This is a genomic window from Streptomyces sp. BK340 (genome assembly GCF_007827595.1).
Lineage (GTDB): Bacteria > Actinomycetota > Actinomycetes > Streptomycetales > Streptomycetaceae > Streptomyces.
Genome location: NZ_VISR01000057.1, coordinates 1 through 15,982 on the forward strand (window position 1 = coordinate 1; position 15,982 = coordinate 15,982).

Below are 15,982 nucleotides of genomic sequence, written 5' to 3' on the forward strand. Positions count from 1 at the left end.
CACCCCCCAGGTCATACGTTCGACAGGGGGGACCAGCCATGCCGGGTCCGGAGGCCAGCGGCCCTCTTGCAGGACCGCGAAGAACATAACGGGGGACGCTTGGGGGAATTTGCGTCTGTTGCAGATCTGCTCTGTGTCGCGAACAGCCGGTAGCCGGGGCGGGTGCGCAGATACGGTCAGGGTGCTGGATCCGACCGTGTTCGAGGGGGTTTTGGTGGCGGGCAGGGAGGCGCGGTACGGCGCTGAGGGCGGGGATCACGTCGGCTTCAGTGGCGACTCGTTTAGCGAACACCGGGCCTTGCGTGGGGCTGGGACGTCGTCATCTGCTCGGGATCTGGCCGCAGGACGGGGCATCGGATGCGAGCTTCTCTGAACTTCCATTTTGAGCACTGAAGTTGGGCCCGATCGCGGTCAGGGCAGCAGCTGGCGTGTCTCGATCCAGGGCAGAAGCCGATCGCGTGTCGGGCCGGGCTGCAGATACCCGATGAGCCGCTCCAGGTGCGCTGTCAGGTTCTTATGACGCCGCAGCTCGTGGATCTGTTCGAGGGGAAGTTCACGCCAGTTGCCGGCGAGGGCTGCGGCTTCCGATGGCGAGAACGCCAGTGCGGCAAGTGTGTCGGCCCCCAGTGCCTCTGGACTCCAGTCGGAGTTCTCGTCCGCGGTACCGAGGTGGTCGATCACCCAGGTGCGCAGCATGAAGTCCTGCTGGAGTTCGCGCGCTGATTCCTCACCGCCAGTGCCCCGCATGCGCCTGTTCACCAGCAGCGACAGCTCGGCCCAGCGCCGACCCGCGTCGCAGGACTGGTTGGAGTCGTAGGCGTGTTGCTGGGCCACAACGCGGACCGACTCGAGCTGCGACCATTCGTGAGCGTCTGCGGTGAACGCCTGGAGGCGTTCGATCGGCCAGGTACTCAGATCATGCTCTGGTTCCCTCTGATCTGAACCGGTGCTCACTGGCCATCGCTCCTGGTCATAGGAATGCCAAGACCGACGAAAGTTCGTTGCTGGGAACGCCGGTCGATCTGGACGAGCTTATCCTCGGCGCTGGCGAGACTGACCTGGAGACCCTAGACCTCGCCGAGCCAGCCATCTCACTCGGCTTCGGCGATCCGGGCGATCAAGTTGTCGCGGATCTCGGCAAGCCGTGCCCGTTGAGACGGGTCCGGTCGAAGGAGCGAGCATCGGACACAAGCATCTCTGAAACTTCATCCCCTACTTGCGCGCCTGTATCGCGAGGTCGCTGACGGCGGCTTCGGCCCTGACTACCGACTGCTGCCACTGATTGGTCCAGGCTCCAGCCTCGTAAGCGAATACCTGACGCGACGCGATGCGTCCGTTGGAGTGGAGCACCCGAAGTGGCCCGAAGGCGTCGTACCGATGCTGACCTGGGGTTGTGCCATGTATGCAGGCGTTGATTGTCTCAGTGAGGATGGTCAGGTTCTGCTCTTCGAGCCGAACCCGTACAGCGGCGGATCGTGGGAGCAGTGTTGGTTCCTCGACTCCGCCAGCCTGGCAGCGTGGCTGGAGACATGGCTCGCGGGGACGGGCTGGTTCGAGGAGGAGGCCTTCGGCAGTGACGACCAGGTCGAGCCTCAGCCGTGGGAGCAGGCCGCACGCCGGCTGTCGTCCGAGGTACAGCGAAACAGGAAGGCTTCGTGCCGTTGGCGCAGGCGCCGTCATCCCGGGCGAGCTCACTCCTGAGGAGCGCGCGACGCAAGCTCTTCCGAGGTAGGGCGTGTATCGAACGTGCCTGGTGAGGCTGACAGAGGGACCGTTCTGTGATCCAGAATGATTGGATGGTCATGCTTGAGACTCCCCGCTTGATCCTGCGTCGCTGGTGCGAGGAAGACATTGCGCCCATGGCTGCCATCAATGCCGACCCCGAGGTCATGCGGTGGATCCGTGACGGCAGCGTCCGTGACGAACAGCAGACTCGCCGCGGGATCCAGGCATGGGAGAGCGAGTGGGAATCACAAGGCTTCGGCCTGTTCGCCGTGGAGATCCGATCCACTGGCGAGCTGGCCGGGTTCACCGGCCTTTCGGTGCCCGACTTCTTGCCGGAGGTACTGCCGGCGGTTGAGGTCGGCTGGCGGCTGGGACGTTCCCACTGGGGACAGGGCTTGGCCACCGAGGCCGCTGCGGCCGCTGTACGGTTCGGGTTCGAAGAGCGAGGGCTGCAGCGGCTCGTCAGCATCACTCAAGTGGGCAACGACGCCTCCGAACGGATCATGACCAAACTGGGGATGCATCCGGTTTGTGAGACCGTCAATCCCACCGGCGGTCGTCGAGTCCGGGTGTTCGAGTTGTCGTCGGACCAGTACGTCACAAGGACGGTAGCCTCGTAGCGGACCGCGATCGACCGCGTGCCGAGCCTTGTGGTCCGAGGTCGTGCCACCTCGCACCTGAGCCCACTCCACGGGCCTCCAGGTGCGAGAGCACCGAGCACTCGGTGGTCGTCACTGCTTACCGGAGCTCAGGCAGTGGGTCCTGGAGCAACTCTTCGACGAAGCCGAGATCAACCCCGTGCCAGGTCCGGCGGGAGGCAACGCGAAATCACGGGGAACAGCGGCGTGGATCCGCATACGCCGTCTTCCAAACCGGTGCTTCAGGACCTCACAATCCAGCAGGATGCTGATGCCGCCGCTGGCATTCTGCTCAGCCGACCCTGTGTCAGTGGTGTTCAGGCCGTCAGGCCCTCGATGGCCACGGGAAGATGGCGCGGGCCGCGCAGCACCGCGTTGGCGCGGTACGGCGGCGGGTCTTCGAGCAGCCGGGAGAACTTGACCCGGCGGAAGAGTTCGGGCACCGCCAGATGCAGTTCTATGCGGGCGAGAGGGGCGCCGAAGCAGTAGTGGATGCCGGTGTAGAAGCCCAAGTGCTCGTTGTCCTTGCGGTCGGGATCGAACCGGTCGGGGTCCTCGAAGCGCCGGGGATCGCGGTTGGCCGCGGCCAGCATGAGCCAGACCGGCGAGCCCTTGGGGATCGTGGTGCCGGCAACGTCTATGTCGGCCAGGGCGGTGGTCCACGGGACGAACTGGACCGGAGGCTCGTACCGCAGCACTTCCTCGATGATCGGGACGGCGAGGTCCGGATCCTTCTGGAACCGATCAAGGAGGTCGGGGTGGCGCAGCAGGGTGAGGGTCGTATTGGTGATGGCGTTGACGGTGGTCTCGTGTCCGGCGACCAGGAGCAGCACCGCGGTGGCCTCCAGGTCCGCCGGTGTCATGTCGGGGGCGAGCGCGCTGAGCATCCCGGGGCCGGGGTGGCGGCGTTTGGTCTCGATCAGATCGGTCAGGTAGGCACCCAGATCCTGCCGCGCCCGCAGCGCCTTTTCCTGGCCGTCCTCGCCGGCCTGGGGATCGAGTGACGACGCCAGCGCGTCGGCCCAGACGTGGAAGCGCGGTTCGTCCTCGCGCGGCACGCCGAGGACCTTGCAGATGGCGGTGACGGGAAGGGGGTAGGAGAAGTCCTCGACGATGTCGACCTGGTCCTTGCCTTCGAAGGCGTCGAGCAGCTCGGTGACGGTCTTGGCCAGCTCTCCGCGCAGGCCGTCGAGGAACCTGGGGCTGTGCGGCGGGCCAAACGGCCGGTTGATGGTGTCGCGCAGCCGGTCGTGGACAGGCGGGTCGGTGAAGATGAAGCTGGGTGGCAGGCCGGAGGCCACCGGTTGCCCGGGGCGGGCGTAGCCGGGTGGACGGTTGCTCGTGTCGTTGCTCAGCCGCGGGTCGTTGGCCAGGCTCCGCACCTCGTAGTAGGTACTGACCAGATAGGTTCCGTCCTCCTCCCGCCTGACCGGTTGCTTGCGCAGTTCCACGTAGAGCGGATAGGGATCGGCCCGGTTGTCGTAGTCGATGATCTGCGCGGAGATGGTGCCGGACGTCATGGTGACTCCTGAGGGCTCCGTACGGGGCAGGGCCGGTGATCAGGCATGCGACGGAACGAACTGGACACGCCGCTCGCTCGGTGAGTGGCCCGTCAGCGTGACGGTGGGGCCGTGGGTGGGCAGATGAGGGTCGGGGAAGGCCGGGTCGATCGGCTGCAGCGTCTCGGTCCGGCGGTCGACCGTGCGGTACTCCGGCGGGAACGGCGCGCCGGATGCGATCTGCTGCTCGTAGAACCCCAGCCACTTGGCTCCGTCGAAGGACGCCGCGGCGATGACGCGGCCTCGGTAGCCGTAGACCGCGACGAACCGCTCCTCGTCGAGCGCCCCCTGGGCGACCACCAGTTGGTCTCCCAGCGAGGGAACACCCACAGACTTGATGTTGACACCGAACTGGGTGGACCAGAACATCGGCAGCCACAGGTGCGGGCGGCGATCCGGCCCCGCACAGATCATGTTGTGGGCAGCGATCTCGGCCTGTTCGACCGCGTTGCCCCAGTGCTCCAGAGCCAGGAACTGGTAGTCGAACAGCGGGTGGGGACTGCGGGCGACGTCACCGGCCGCGTAGATGTCGTCGGTGACGATGCCGTTCACGTCGAACACCCGGCACCCGGCGTCGCACGCGATCCCCCGGGGACCCGCGGCCACCCCCGAGCCGGCGAGCCACTCCGTGTTCCGCATGGCACCCAGCGAGACAACCGCCACCTCCACGTCGATCGCCGAACCGTCGGACAGGTGGGCGCGCCTGAGCCGTCCCACATCGTCGCCCTCGAGGGCGGTGACGCTGATGCCGCAGCGCAGGTCGACTCCGTGCTTGCGTTGCAGCCGGTCTGCGACCGCGCCGACCACTCCGCCGAGCGCGCCCACCAGCGGTGCCGGGCCGCGCTCGGCGACCGTGACCTCGAGGCCCAGCTCCCGGCAGGCGGAGGCGACCTCCGAGCCCGTGAAACCGGCGCCGATCACCAGCACCCGGGTCACGCCTCCGGTCAGCTTCCGTTGCAGGCGGGCGGAGTCCTCCCGGGTGCGCAGCACGAACACCCCGTCCAGCGCGGCCTCTTCCGGGTGGAACCAGGGCCGCGCTCTGGTCCCGGTGGTGATCAGCAGGCGGTCGTAGGGGACGGTGTCGCCGTTCGTAAGGCGCACTTGCTTGGCGTCCCGGTCGAGGCCCTCGGCGGCGACGCCCAGACGCCATTCGGCGTCGATGTCCCGCCGCCGCGGCAGCAGGGTGTCCTCAGGCCGTGCCCGCCCGAGCAGCGCCTGCTTGGACAGCGGCGGCCGGTCGTAAGGTTCGTACGGCTCGTCGCCGATCATGGTCAGCGATCCGGTGAAGCCCTTCTCGCGCAGGGCCTCCGCCGCGCGCAGACCGGCCAACGAGGCACCGACCACGACGATGCGGCCCTGGCGCCGCAGGACCTCGACGTCCGTGTCAGCCGACATGGGGCTCCACCCGCTTCGTCGGCTCGTCGGAGTAGTCGACCAGGATGGCCTGGACCGGGCAGGCGGCGGCAGCCTTCTCCACCCCGTCTCGCTGTGCCTCGTCGAAGTGAGGTGAAAACAGCAGCGCCTCTTCCCCGTGCAGGGCGAAAACGTCCGGGGCGAGGAAGACGCACTGCGCGAACCCCTGGCACCGGTTGAGATCGACGACAAGCCTCATTGGAATCCGCTCCCTGCACAGGGCGCGTTGGTCGGGCCCCGCAGCCGTGTGCGTTCGGTCCATGTGGTCGGTAGGCATGCCTCACTTTCAGCTTCGGCCTTCCGCCCAGGTCTCGCAATGCGAGGGCAGCGCTGGGTGGTCAACCGGCTCGGCGCCCGCCGGATCAGCAACTCCGCCCTCGTGGTGCCAGCCATCGACCCTCGTGGTGCCAGCCATCGACTTCGTGCTGATGCCATGGTCCAGTGCGCACATCGGCACAGCCGTCATCGCGCTGATCGTGTGGGGCCTGCGCGGCTGGGGATTCATCACGACGCAGACCCACCGCCTGATCGGTGCGATGCCGGCGACTGCCCCGATGCCGACGGGCCTCCACTCCGCGACGCTCTACGTCAGGGTCTCCATCGCCCCCGTCGTCGGCCGGGGCGCGCTGAACTGGGCCGACGTGGACAGGCTCGGCCCCATCGGAGCCGCACTGACCGTCCTGGTCGGCGGCGCGGTCGAGATCACACACCTGACCATCACCCGCCACCACCAGCCTGCTGCCGCACCGGTTCCGGCCCGGTGGCCGCGAGCGCCGCACGGTCCCGACACCGGACGGCGCCACCGGGTGGGCAGGCGTGCTGGAACAGCCAGTTTCCCGGCCAGATCGTCAAGGACATCGTGCTGTCCGAGGTGATCGACGACTACACCTTCTTGCTGCCGTCCTGGCCCTGACTGCCGAACACCTTTTCCCCGGAACGACCGTCGACGGACCCGCCATCGAGTGGTGACACACCACTCCCTCGCCCCTCGGACGCCGTACCACGCACGGTCACACGAAACGGATGAGGTAGGGGGATGCTGACGCAGCAGGACAGTCCACCGCTGTGTTGATCAACGAATTCGACCGAGCAGGGGGAGACTTGGCCTCGCCCCGAGAGACGGCCTGGACGTGCTCCGGCCCCCTCGACACCAATGCCGAGGGAGCCCGAAGCACGTGGGGCGCCGGGCCGGCCCTATGGGGCGGGCGAGGCTGCCACAGCTGACCGGGGGGCGATGCGCATCCGGTCGCCGTCGTACTCCGCCACCTCACCGGGCAAGATGAGCAGCCCCGGCTCCCCGTCCTGCCACACCGCGCCGATCCGGCGGACCTGGACGGCCGGACCCCGCGCGCCGGCCATGAACACCGTCGGATCGACCTCCCACCCGTGCTTGCCGAGCCACTGCTCCAGGGTCGCGGAGTCCTCGCTGCTCGCATCGCGCGGCCACTCGTACGTACTCGTCACGACGTATCCCCCCCTGTCCGTGAACGGATCATCGGGTTGATCCTGCCACCGGGCACTGACAGCGCGGTCGCGGGCGTTTTCGGCTCAGTGCTCGCCAGTCCTACGAACGGCAGGCCATGGCTGGCGTAGTGCGGTGGATTCTTAGGTGGCCGTGCGCAGCGGCGCCTTCCAAACATCGGTCAGGTGCCGCCCTGCCATGCTGGCGATGCTGGTTGACGTCGTGGCTCTCCGTCTGATCGACCCCCCACCCGTGCTCACTGATTCACTACTCGCTGGGCATGCAGGACCAACCCGGTCCGGGCGGTCTCGAAGCTCGAGGATCACCAGTGCCCCGGGTCTGGTGCGGCACGGGCGGCGGTCCGTTGCCCACCTCCTGGAGGGCGACGACACACCGCGCGCCCGACCCCCCACCGGTCCGCATTGCAGTACGGTGCGAGATCGTCACGTTGTCCCGCGTGTACGCCTCCCGCTCCACGGCAGCCAGTCGGCGGCTCCGGGCGGCACACGGGCCAAGTTGCCGATGCCGCCGTCCGGGACATATCGACGACGATTGCTGACGGATGGTCAGGGGCAGTCGTATGTGAGGTGCGTGGCCACCGTGCGGTGGATGGGAGTGAGGATGCGCAGTTCGGCTCGTGCCTTGTAGTGACCCTTGCCCTGGAAGGTCCACAGGAGGTGCAGCCGTGCCTGCCTCTGGCCCCGGGTCACCGTTTCCCGCAGGACGGCGGAAGCGGTGCCGTCGCTTCGGCGCCAACGATAAGAGAACGTGCCCGGCCGGCCGTTCGTGGTGACCGCGCCGACGATGTTCGCGGTGCCGTCGCAGCCGACGATCGTCGGCCGGACGGCGACTGCCACCGTGCGCAGCCCGACGGACGGCTGGAAGTGCTGCCAGGCCAGGAACGCGATGACGCAGACCAGTACCAGGGCGGGCAGAGCGTGTCTGCGCATACTCCGACGCGGGGGTGCGGGAGCTGGTGGCACGGTGGGCAGGGTTCTGGCGGTGCGGTGCGCGACGGCGGCCGTCACTCCCGGGCCGAAACGGAGAACGGTGCCTTCGACACGATCGGGTTGCGTCGGTGTGGTCGGCGTGATCTGCGTGCCGCGCGGTGCGGCGAGTGTGTCGGTGTCGTCGGGCTCGGGCCGCTGGATCCAGTGGCTGGCCAGCACGGTGGCGCTGTACTCGGCATCTCTCGGGCCGGTTTCGTGGGCCGGGGAGTGTTCGGTGGTGGGGCCGAGGTCCGTTGTGGGGGTGTGTTCGTCGCTGGGGTCGAGTACACGGGTGGCTTCGCCGGCGGGGTCCAGTGCCTGGGTGGGTTTGCCGGCGAGGTCCAGCACACAGGTGGACTCGTCGCTGGGGTCGAGCACGCGGGTGGGTTCGTCGGTGGGATCGAGCACACGGGTGGACTCGCCGCCGGCATCGAGCACGCGAGTCGACTCGCAGTCATCGGAAGGTACCGGGGTGCGGTCGTTCTGAGTGGTCATCGGAGGTCACACTGCCTGGTCAGAAGCTGCTGCGAGGCGCTGCCACTGGTGGCGGCCGGGGTCGTCGTGGCCTGCACCGCCCAGTAGCACCCCTTGTTCTGGAAGGTGTGGTCGACGGCGAGGGAGTACTGGGTGGCGCCGCTGCGTTCGTAGGTCTGGGGCGCACCGTCCGGGATGCTGAGCACTCCTGCGGAATCGCTGGTGAACCACGAGACGGTGATGGAGATCGGCCCGGTGCCGTCCGTGGTGATGTCGATGGTTGCCGAGGCGGTGGACGGACCCGTCTGCCGGAACGCCGACACCGCGACGTCCTTGACTGCGGGAGCTGTCGGCGCGGTGGGCGATGCGGTGGTCGGTGACGCATCGGGGGTCGCCCCGCCGGACGTCGTCCCCCCCGACGGCGTCGTGGTGGCGGACGTCGAAGGGTCGCTGGTGCCGGTTGTGTCCGGGGACGGTGGGCCCGAAGGCGACAGGCTCGGGGAGGCGGTGACGGTCGGGGACGCGTGGCTCGGGGAGGTCGATGCGGTGGGACCCTGTGACGTCACGCCGGGCTGGGCGCTGGTGGTGGCCAGGGCCTGGGCCGTCTGCTGCGGATCCGCCGCCCGGGCGTGCTGGGCGGCGTAGGTCAGGAGGATGCCCAGGAGCACGGCCGCCGCCGAGACGAGCATCCCCGGCCGGCCGGGTAGCCACGACCGAGCCGGGCCGTGGCCCGCTGCCTGGGCCAGGACCGTGCGTGCGGTGTCCGTCGTGGTCTGCGGGGCTTTACGTGCCGAGGGCAGCAGCAGCGGCAGCAGTGCGACGAGCGCGGCCAGCCGTCCCCGGCCGCGTTCCTCCCAGTCGGGCCCGTAGGCGGAGCCGGCGGCCGCCTCCAGGTCCGAGACGAACGCCTCGGCGTGCGTGGGCCGCTCTTCCGGGTCCTTGGCCAGGCCGCGCCGCACGAGTGCGCGCACCGGTTCGGGGACCTCGTCGGCGGGGACGGGCGCGTCGACGTGCCGCAGCGCGAGTTCGGCGATGTTGTCACCCGAGTACGGCTTGTGGCCCGTGAGGCACTCGAAGAACGTGGCCGTGGCCGCGTACACGTCGGCGGTGGGAGAGGCGGGCGCGCCGGTCCACTGTTCCGGGGCCATGTAGGAGGGGGTTCCCGCGACGCCGACGCTGGTGCCGGTGTCCACCGCGATCCCGAAGTCGACGAGCTTGGACGAACCGTCCGGCACGACCAGGACGTTCTCCGGCTTGTAGTCGCGGTGGACGACGCCGATGCGGTGCGCGTCGGCCAGGCCGAGCAGCGAACCCTTGAGGATCACGAGCGCGGCCTCGGGATCCAGCGGACCCCGCTCGGCCAGCAGGGCCCGCAAGGAGACACCGTCCACCAGCTCCATCACGATGGCGGCACCGTCCGGGCTCTCGACGTACTCGTACAAGCCGGCGACGTACGGGCTTTCCAGCCCGCCGAGCAGCCGCGCCTCGGCCCTGAACTCGTGCACGAATCCCGGCCGGGTGCGCAGTGACTCGCTGAGGTACTTCACCGCGACCGGAAGGCCGCTCTCCTCGTGCACGGCCAGTACGACCCGTCCACTCGCCCCGGATCCGAGTTCCAGCGACTCGGTGTATCCGGGCACCGCCCATGCGTTCATTTCGTCCCCCCCCAAATCCGCTGTGCCGACCGAGATCCCACTCGTTCCGGCGCTTCCGGCACGCGTTGAGAGACATATTTTCGGCCACTGCGGTTGCGGTGTGGCGCCGCGGATGTCACGGGTTGACCACTCCTGGCAGGGGCACCGCGGAGCGCGGCGGTCTCTTCGGCGGCCGGGGCCCGCCCGCCGCCGGAGGGTCCTGTGGATCGTGGCCGTGCACGGGCAGGTCGCGCTGACGTGCGTGCTCCGGCCGATGGGGGCACAGGGCACCGAGTTTGCCGATGGAAGGGAGACGGGCCTTACGCTGACCGGGCGCTGACGGCGGACGCGTATCCCCTACGCCGGCCGGGCGTTGACGGCGAGCGAGGGAGGCGCGCATGGGTGGGACGGCACCCCCCGGGACGGTCCTGGTCGTGGACGACGACGCGGCCATCCGGCGGTCACTGGAGCGCGGGCTGCGGCTGAGCGGTTTCACGGTCCGCACCGCACCCGACGGGCTCGGCGCGCTCGCTGCCGTCGCGGACGGCCCGCCCGACGTGCTCGTCCTGGACGTGTCGATGCCGGGGATGAGCGGCATCGAGGTGTGCGCGCGGTTGCGCGCCGATGGCCGGGATCTGCCGGTGCTCATGCTCTCCGCACTCGACGAGACCGCCGACCGGATAGCCGGCCTGCAGGCCGGCGGCGACGACTATCTGGTCAAGCCGTTCGCCCTGCAGGAACTTGTGCTGCGGCTGCGCGCGCTGCTGCGGCGCCGGCCGCCCGCCGCGCAGGAGCAGACGGTGCGGGTGGCGGACCTGCTGATCGACCCCGCCGCCCGCACCGTACGGCGTGGCGGATGCCCGCTGGATCTCACCAGGCGCGAGTTCGAGCTGCTGGAGGTGCTGGCCCGCAACGCCGGGCTCGTCCTCACCCGTGACCAGCTGCTGGAGCGGGTGTGGGGCTACGACTTCGACGTGCGCAGTGATGCCGTCGACACCTTCGTCAGCTATCTGCGGCGCAAGCTGGAGGCCGACGGCGCACCACGGCTGATCCACACCGTGCGTGGGGTCGGCTTCGTGCTGAGGGAGGAGCAGTGAGGCTGTCGGCCCGGATCGGACTGGCGGTCGGCTGCACGGTGCCGCTGCTGGTACTGGCTTGCGGATGGCTGCTGCTCCAGCTCGTCGCCCGCGATCTGCACCGCACCGAGGACGACCACCTGCGGGAACGGGCGGCGGCCGTCGTCCCGGACGCCCGGGCGTTGCTGCGGGCCGGCGCTACGGGCCGGCCCAAGGCGGCGGACACCCGTGAACGCGCCCTCTACAGCGCGGCGCTCGACGTGGGCGTGCGGGTGGTGGGACCGGACGGTTCCTTCAGCGGCGGCCCGCAGCCCGCCTCCGGCGTGCCGCTGCCCGCGCGCACCGGGGCACCGGTCACCGTACGCGCGGACGGCGCCAGCTGGCGGGTGCTGGCCCGCCCGGTGCGCACGCCGCTCGCCTCCGGCACCCTGTGGGTGTTCGCGTCGGACACCGCCGACCGCGGACAGCAGAAACTGGTCCGGCGCCGGGTGCTGGTCACCACTGTGCTCGCGGCCCCGCTGTCCGGCCTGCTGGCCTGGGGGATGGCCGCGGGTGCCGCCGCGCCGCTGCGCCGGCTGACCCGCCGTACCGCCGGACTGGACCCGCGCACCGATCGCGTGCGCCTGCCGGTGGAGCGGACCGGTGTCACCGAGGTCGACGAGCTGGCCGCCACCGTACGCACCGTGCTGGCCCGCTACGACGAGCAGGCCGCCCGCACCGCCGAGGCCCTGGACACGGCCCGCTCGTTCTCGGCAGCCGCCGCCCACGAACTGCGCACGCCGCTGATGAGCATGGGCACCAACCTGGACATCCTGGCCGGTCACCCCGGGCTCCCCGAACCGGACCGCACGGAGGTCGTCGCCGATCTGCGCCGCGAACACGGGCGGCTGCTGGGCCTGCTGGTGATGCTGCGCGAGCTCGGGCGCGGGGACCTGGTGGAGGCGGAGGCGTTCCGCACCGCCGACCTGACGGAGATCGCGGAGGCGGCTGTCGCCGAGGCCCGGCGCCACGCACCCGGCGCGGTGATCGCGCTGGACGCCCCGGCGGGTATCACCGTGCGCGGCTGGGAACCGGGACTGCAGCTGCTGCTCGACAACCTCCTGGCCAACGGTGTGGCACACGGAGCCGACGCGGACCAGCCGGCGAGCGTGACGGTGGGGCTGCGGCGCGTGGGAGCGTGGATCGTGCTCACGGTGGACGACAGCGGACCGGGAGTGCCGGTGCAGGACCGGGAGCTGATCTTCGAGCGGTTCCGGCGCGGACCGGCCAGCGCCGGCTCCGGGCTCGGCCTGACGCTGGTGGCCCAGCAGACCGCACTGCACCGGGGCACCGTGACGGTCGGGGGCGCGCCGGGCGGCACCGGCGCACGCTTCGAGGTGCGCCTGCCTGCCGAGGAGGGAGAACTGCCCGGCCGCCGCGACTGGCTGATCGGAACAGCCGGGACATACCGGTCACAAGGTTTCCCCAAAGAGGACTCCTAACCTGCCGCGGGACGGGCGGACGAGTGGTCCGCCCGGGAACGGAGGAATGTGATGGACATCCGGCGAAGGCGGCGCAACCTGCTGGTCGGGCTCGCCACTGCAGCGCTGCTGGCGGGCGGCACGGGCGCGGCCACGGCCGACAGTTCCCCCGCGCCCGGACCGACCGGTGACGGAGCCAAGGCGCTGTGCAAGCGAGTGCCGAAGATCGACCGGCGGATCGACCGGGCGCTGAAGCGGCTGGACGCCGGGGCGGACACCCGGGGTTCGGTGGCCCGGCTGGAACGTCGCGCGGCCAACGCCGAGAAGGCCGGCCACACCGAGATCGCCACGTTTCTCCAGGACCGGCTGAAGACCCGCAAGGCGCTGGTGCCCACCCTCAAGCAGCGCCAGAAGGACCTCGACCAGGTCAGGACGTGGTGCCGGGCCAACGACGGCGGCAAGGCGGCAGGCTGATGCGCGCACGGGTCGCCGTGGTGCCGGTGGTCCTGCTGGCCGCCCTGGCCGTCGGCTGCTCCGGTCACGACGGGGCCTCACCGAAGGCTCCGGCGGCCACGCCGTCGGGCTACTCACAGATGCAGCAGAAGGTTAACGCGGCCGAGTCGGCCGCCGCCGCGGCCGACCGGGACGCGGCCTCCAACGCGGACCGCTGACCCGAGGGGAGGCAGCGCAGCGCGGCCGGGCAGGCCCCAGGGGCAACGCCCGGCCGCAGTCGTTGCCCGAAATCGCGGCACGGTCGAACCGTGTCACTCACATCGATGACATGAACGCCGATACGCGGCGTGGTTGCCATTGACGAACTGCACCTCGACCCGGGCCTTCGACCGCCCAGGCCTGAGAAGTCCCCGGCGTGGCAATGACTCCGATCTCAGGCGTATTTCTATAGTTTGCCCAACATTCAGCTGTCTGGATCCAGGTGTCGGCGACTGCGCGGGGCCGGAACATGGGCGTACGACGGTTTGCCGCAGTCGCATGGGCGGCGCTGCTGATGCTGGCCGGAGCGGCCGGGCCGGTGCAGGCGGCATCGCCGTGCCCGGTGCCGGGCGGTTTCGAGATCGATGGCGACCTGTAGGCCGGTACCTGCACACCCTCGCAATCGACTCACGGGGACAGGCCGATCCGACGCCAGCCACGCAGAACTTCAGCATTTGAGAATCCCGCGGGTCGGCGCCCGCTGAGGCGCCTCGAGCCGTCTCTGGCCGTCGTCAGTAGCGCGTCGCCCCCAAAGACCGCATCAGCGGCGGCCTGCGTGCGGGGCGCGCTGGACGGCGACATGAGGTGGCGTGTAGGCCTACAGCGTGAAGCCGGAACCGCGATCGGGCCACGCAACGGTACGGCGCCACGGACCCGGTCACATGAACCGGAGCAGCACCACCAGGGCAATCGGCGCAAGGAGCACGGCCAGCACCACGCGCCATCGGACGTCCTCGCGCATGACGAGTGCCAGGAACGCGAGTGTGTACGGAGCCGCCAGCGGAATCACCGAGATCAGGCCTATGGTCGACGATATGTGATGGCCGAAGACCAGGATCGCCCGCAGGGCGACCCACCCTGCCGTCCCGGCCGTGAGTACCTGAACCGTGAGCAACGAGCGCCGAGCGCGGCCTGCGGGCGCGCGGCACTCGCCGATCGTGTCGCGGACGATCATGACGCCCGTCCACGCGAAGAGCGTGACGACAGCCATGATCATGAGCAGCCCGATGGCACCGAGCCCACCGTCACCGAGGATCGACTTCGGGTGCCAGAAGATCTCGATGAAGACCCAGACAGGGAGGCTCAGAACGATGCCCGCAGCCCATGTGAAGACGATCTCCTTGCCCAGACGATCCGACCACCACCCCTGCAGGGCCCTCCCCCACAGCATGATCTTGCCCAGACTCCCGCCCATGCCCCCGCCCTCCGCTGACCGCTCGGCATCCCAGGCCGACCTCCGAGAGCGTGGCATACGCACAGGTGCCACCAGCCATGCGGCCCGTTCCGAAGAGCAGCCGTGATCATTTGCGCCGAAGCAGCTACCCGGGGGTCATGCTGCTCTCCGCTCGGAGATGCGGAACTCCTCGTCCTCGGACCACAAGTCCTTTCCGCTGGCGGGCCAGTGAGCGGGCGGTCGGGATCAAGTCCCTGGAGGCACTTCGGTCCGTAACGCTGCTGCTGAGAGCGCTATCATCCACTGAGAGTGCCACAGCGCTTGTGCCGCCGCGGAGTTCGGGGTTCGGAGTTCCAAGAGTGCTTTTCGACGTCACCCGCAGCGAACTCGTCGACATCTTCGGCAAGGACCGAATCGCGTCCGTGCCCGCCACCGCCTTCCCCCCGGCCGTCGCGGTCACCGAGGGCGCTCGCCTCCTGCAGACCGTCGGTGTCCCCACTGGGACGCTCCTGTTGCGTCAGCCCCACGAGGAACAGGGCCTGCTACCCCTGGTCCAGGACGTCGTCTGCGTCGAGGACTTCGAGGACGCCGCGGAGGACGCGGGTGACTGGCTCGTCATCGGCTGGCTGCTCAACGCGCACCTCGCCCTCGACCCCGTATCCGGCAAGGTGTACGCCTTCGACCCCGATGAGGAGACCGTGCAGGAACTCCACAGGGACGTCTCTTCCCTCGTCCAGGTCACCCTCCGGTTCCAGCGCCTGCTCGAAGAGTTCACCTTCAGCAGCGACGACAGCGACGACGAGGAAGCCGCCTTCGAGCGCCTGGACTGCGAGGTCGATCGCATCCGTGAGGAAACGGGCAGCATCGACCCGCTCCCCTTCCAGGACGACGAGACCGTCTGGTCGATAGTGGGCGATGAGATCGCCATGGGCCAGCGCTTCAAAGGCAACAGCTCGGGAGGCCGCTCGCTCTACGGGTGATCGCCAGTCGATGTCGCCCACGAACCGCGCGATCTGCACGGTGCGCAGGCCGCCGTCCTGCGGACCGATCTCCTCCTCGACCTGCCCGACCAGAACCCCACTCTGCCTGGCCCTGCCTAGCAGGCGCGTCATGCACGACTCGATGCTCCATTGATCAGGCGTCGGTGGCAGATCAGGGCTGTCGCGGTGCCGACGAAGGCGAGGAGGCGACGCGGTAGAGGATGCCGCGCCGACGGAGCCATCGACGCAGATGGTCGTAGTCATAGGTCGCGGAGACAAGCCCCCGCGCAACGGCACCCAACGCGTGAGTCATCGGCTCCACGGCCGCGTCAGGGCCGTCGTCCGCACAGTGCAGAGAGCTCCCCGATGCCTCTGCTGCCCGGGCGCCAGGCATACTGACGCTCGTTGCCGCTGAGGTCCGGATCTAGGACGGTGAAGGTCACGGTGGCATGTGAGGTCCAGGGCGACATCGAGGCGAAGGCCGGCGACGAAGTCGTGACTGTCTCCACTGCGCCGGACGTGGGTGACGACGCCGGACGGACGGGACACCTTCGCCGTGAACCAGAGTCAGCTCATCCTGTGAGCGCGAGACTGAACCGCTCCGGGATCGGTGGAGGCTCTATGCGTTGACTCCAGCCGCCGGTTGGGGCTGGTGTTGAGCGTAGTGGTTGGTCTCGTATTCGTGGG

At 69.4% G+C, this 15,982-nt stretch carries 15 protein-coding genes and 1 pseudogene; 8 read left to right on the top strand and 8 right to left on the bottom strand.

All coding sequences use genetic code 11. The features are described 5' to 3' along the window. Positions 1-411: 411 nt before the first annotated feature. A complete protein-coding gene (locus FB157_RS46485) occupies positions 412-954 on the bottom strand; it encodes a hypothetical protein (RefSeq protein ID WP_145887813.1) in 543 nt (180 codons plus the stop codon). Positions 955-1,200: 246 nt separating this feature from the next. Between FB157_RS46485 and FB157_RS49325 the strand changes: the two are divergent. Both FB157_RS49325 and FB157_RS46500 read left to right on the top strand, forming a co-directional pair. Further along, positions 1,201-1,629 (top strand): annotated as a pseudogene (locus FB157_RS49325) (SMI1/KNR4 family protein); the annotation flags it as partial. A 173-nt stretch (positions 1,630-1,802) separates the two neighbouring features. Next, the gene (locus tag FB157_RS46500; RefSeq protein ID WP_145887842.1) at positions 1,803-2,345 is read left to right on the top strand and encodes a GNAT family N-acetyltransferase; all 543 of its coding nucleotides are present in this window, start codon (positions 1,803-1,805) and stop codon (positions 2,343-2,345) included. A 335-nt stretch (positions 2,346-2,680) separates the two neighbouring features. Here FB157_RS46500 and FB157_RS46505 read toward each other — a convergent pair whose 3' ends face one another. From FB157_RS46505 to FB157_RS46515, 3 genes are read right to left on the bottom strand one after another with little or no spacing between them, the layout of a single operon-like run. Further along, positions 2,681-3,883, bottom strand: coding sequence for a cytochrome P450 (locus tag FB157_RS46505; protein WP_145887817.1), 1,203 nt, complete (start codon positions 3,881-3,883; stop codon positions 2,681-2,683). 39 nt (positions 3,884-3,922) lie between these two features. Next, positions 3,923-5,317: an NAD(P)/FAD-dependent oxidoreductase gene (locus FB157_RS46510; RefSeq protein ID WP_145887819.1), complete on the bottom strand. Its 1,395-nt coding sequence runs from the start codon at positions 5,315-5,317 to the stop codon at positions 3,923-3,925. Beyond that, a complete protein-coding gene (locus FB157_RS46515) occupies positions 5,307-5,534 on the bottom strand; it encodes a ferredoxin (protein ID WP_145887821.1) in 228 nt (75 codons plus the stop codon). Before FB157_RS46515 ends, FB157_RS46510 begins: the two co-directional genes overlap by 11 nt. A gap of 205 nt (positions 5,535-5,739) precedes the next feature. Here FB157_RS46515 and FB157_RS46520 point away from each other — a divergent pair, with 205 nt between their 5' ends. Next, on the top strand, positions 5,740-6,210 hold the full coding sequence (locus FB157_RS46520; RefSeq protein WP_145887823.1) for a hypothetical protein: 471 nt from the start codon (positions 5,740-5,742) through the stop codon (positions 6,208-6,210). A gap of 319 nt (positions 6,211-6,529) precedes the next feature. Here the strand turns inward: FB157_RS46520 and FB157_RS46525 are convergent, their stop codons facing one another. The 3 genes from FB157_RS46525 to FB157_RS46535 form a co-directional block, all read right to left on the bottom strand. Beyond that, positions 6,530-6,799 (bottom strand): hypothetical protein, encoded by a 270-nt coding sequence (locus FB157_RS46525; RefSeq protein ID WP_145887825.1) that lies wholly within the window; start codon positions 6,797-6,799, stop codon positions 6,530-6,532. Positions 6,800-7,363: 564 nt separating this feature from the next. After that, positions 7,364-8,281: a hypothetical protein gene (locus FB157_RS46530; protein WP_145887827.1), complete on the bottom strand. Its 918-nt coding sequence runs from the start codon at positions 8,279-8,281 to the stop codon at positions 7,364-7,366. Then, positions 8,278-9,915, bottom strand: coding sequence for a serine/threonine-protein kinase (locus tag FB157_RS46535; protein ID WP_145887829.1), 1,638 nt, complete (start codon positions 9,913-9,915; stop codon positions 8,278-8,280). The genes FB157_RS46530 and FB157_RS46535 overlap by 4 nt, the downstream gene beginning before the upstream one ends. A 377-nt stretch (positions 9,916-10,292) precedes the next feature. On the opposite strand from FB157_RS46535, the gene FB157_RS46540 reads away from it, so the two are divergent. From FB157_RS46540 to FB157_RS46555, 4 genes are read left to right on the top strand one after another with little or no spacing between them, the layout of a single operon-like run. Continuing rightward, positions 10,293-10,991 (top strand): response regulator transcription factor, encoded by a 699-nt coding sequence (locus FB157_RS46540; protein ID WP_145887831.1) that lies wholly within the window; start codon positions 10,293-10,295, stop codon positions 10,989-10,991. Beyond that, a complete protein-coding gene (locus FB157_RS46545) occupies positions 10,988-12,451 on the top strand; it encodes a HAMP domain-containing sensor histidine kinase (RefSeq protein WP_145887834.1) in 1,464 nt (487 codons plus the stop codon). The genes FB157_RS46540 and FB157_RS46545 overlap by 4 nt, the downstream gene beginning before the upstream one ends. A gap of 51 nt (positions 12,452-12,502) precedes the next feature. Further along, positions 12,503-12,904: a hypothetical protein gene (locus FB157_RS46550; RefSeq protein ID WP_186582008.1), complete on the top strand. Its 402-nt coding sequence runs from the start codon at positions 12,503-12,505 to the stop codon at positions 12,902-12,904. Continuing rightward, positions 12,904-13,101: a hypothetical protein gene (locus FB157_RS46555; RefSeq protein ID WP_145887836.1), complete on the top strand. Its 198-nt coding sequence runs from the start codon at positions 12,904-12,906 to the stop codon at positions 13,099-13,101. The genes FB157_RS46550 and FB157_RS46555 overlap by 1 nt, the downstream gene beginning before the upstream one ends. A 698-nt stretch (positions 13,102-13,799) precedes the next feature. Here the strand turns inward: FB157_RS46555 and FB157_RS46560 are convergent. Further along, the gene (locus tag FB157_RS46560; protein ID WP_145887838.1) at positions 13,800-14,336 is read right to left on the bottom strand and encodes a hypothetical protein; all 537 of its coding nucleotides are present in this window, start codon (positions 14,334-14,336) and stop codon (positions 13,800-13,802) included. Positions 14,337-14,674: 338 nt separating this feature from the next. On the opposite strand from FB157_RS46560, the gene FB157_RS46565 reads away from it, so the two are divergent. Beyond that, positions 14,675-15,295, top strand: a complete 621-nt coding sequence (locus FB157_RS46565) for an SUKH-4 family immunity protein (RefSeq protein ID WP_145887840.1) — start codon at positions 14,675-14,677, stop codon at positions 15,293-15,295. Positions 15,296-15,982: the final 687 nt, after the last annotated feature.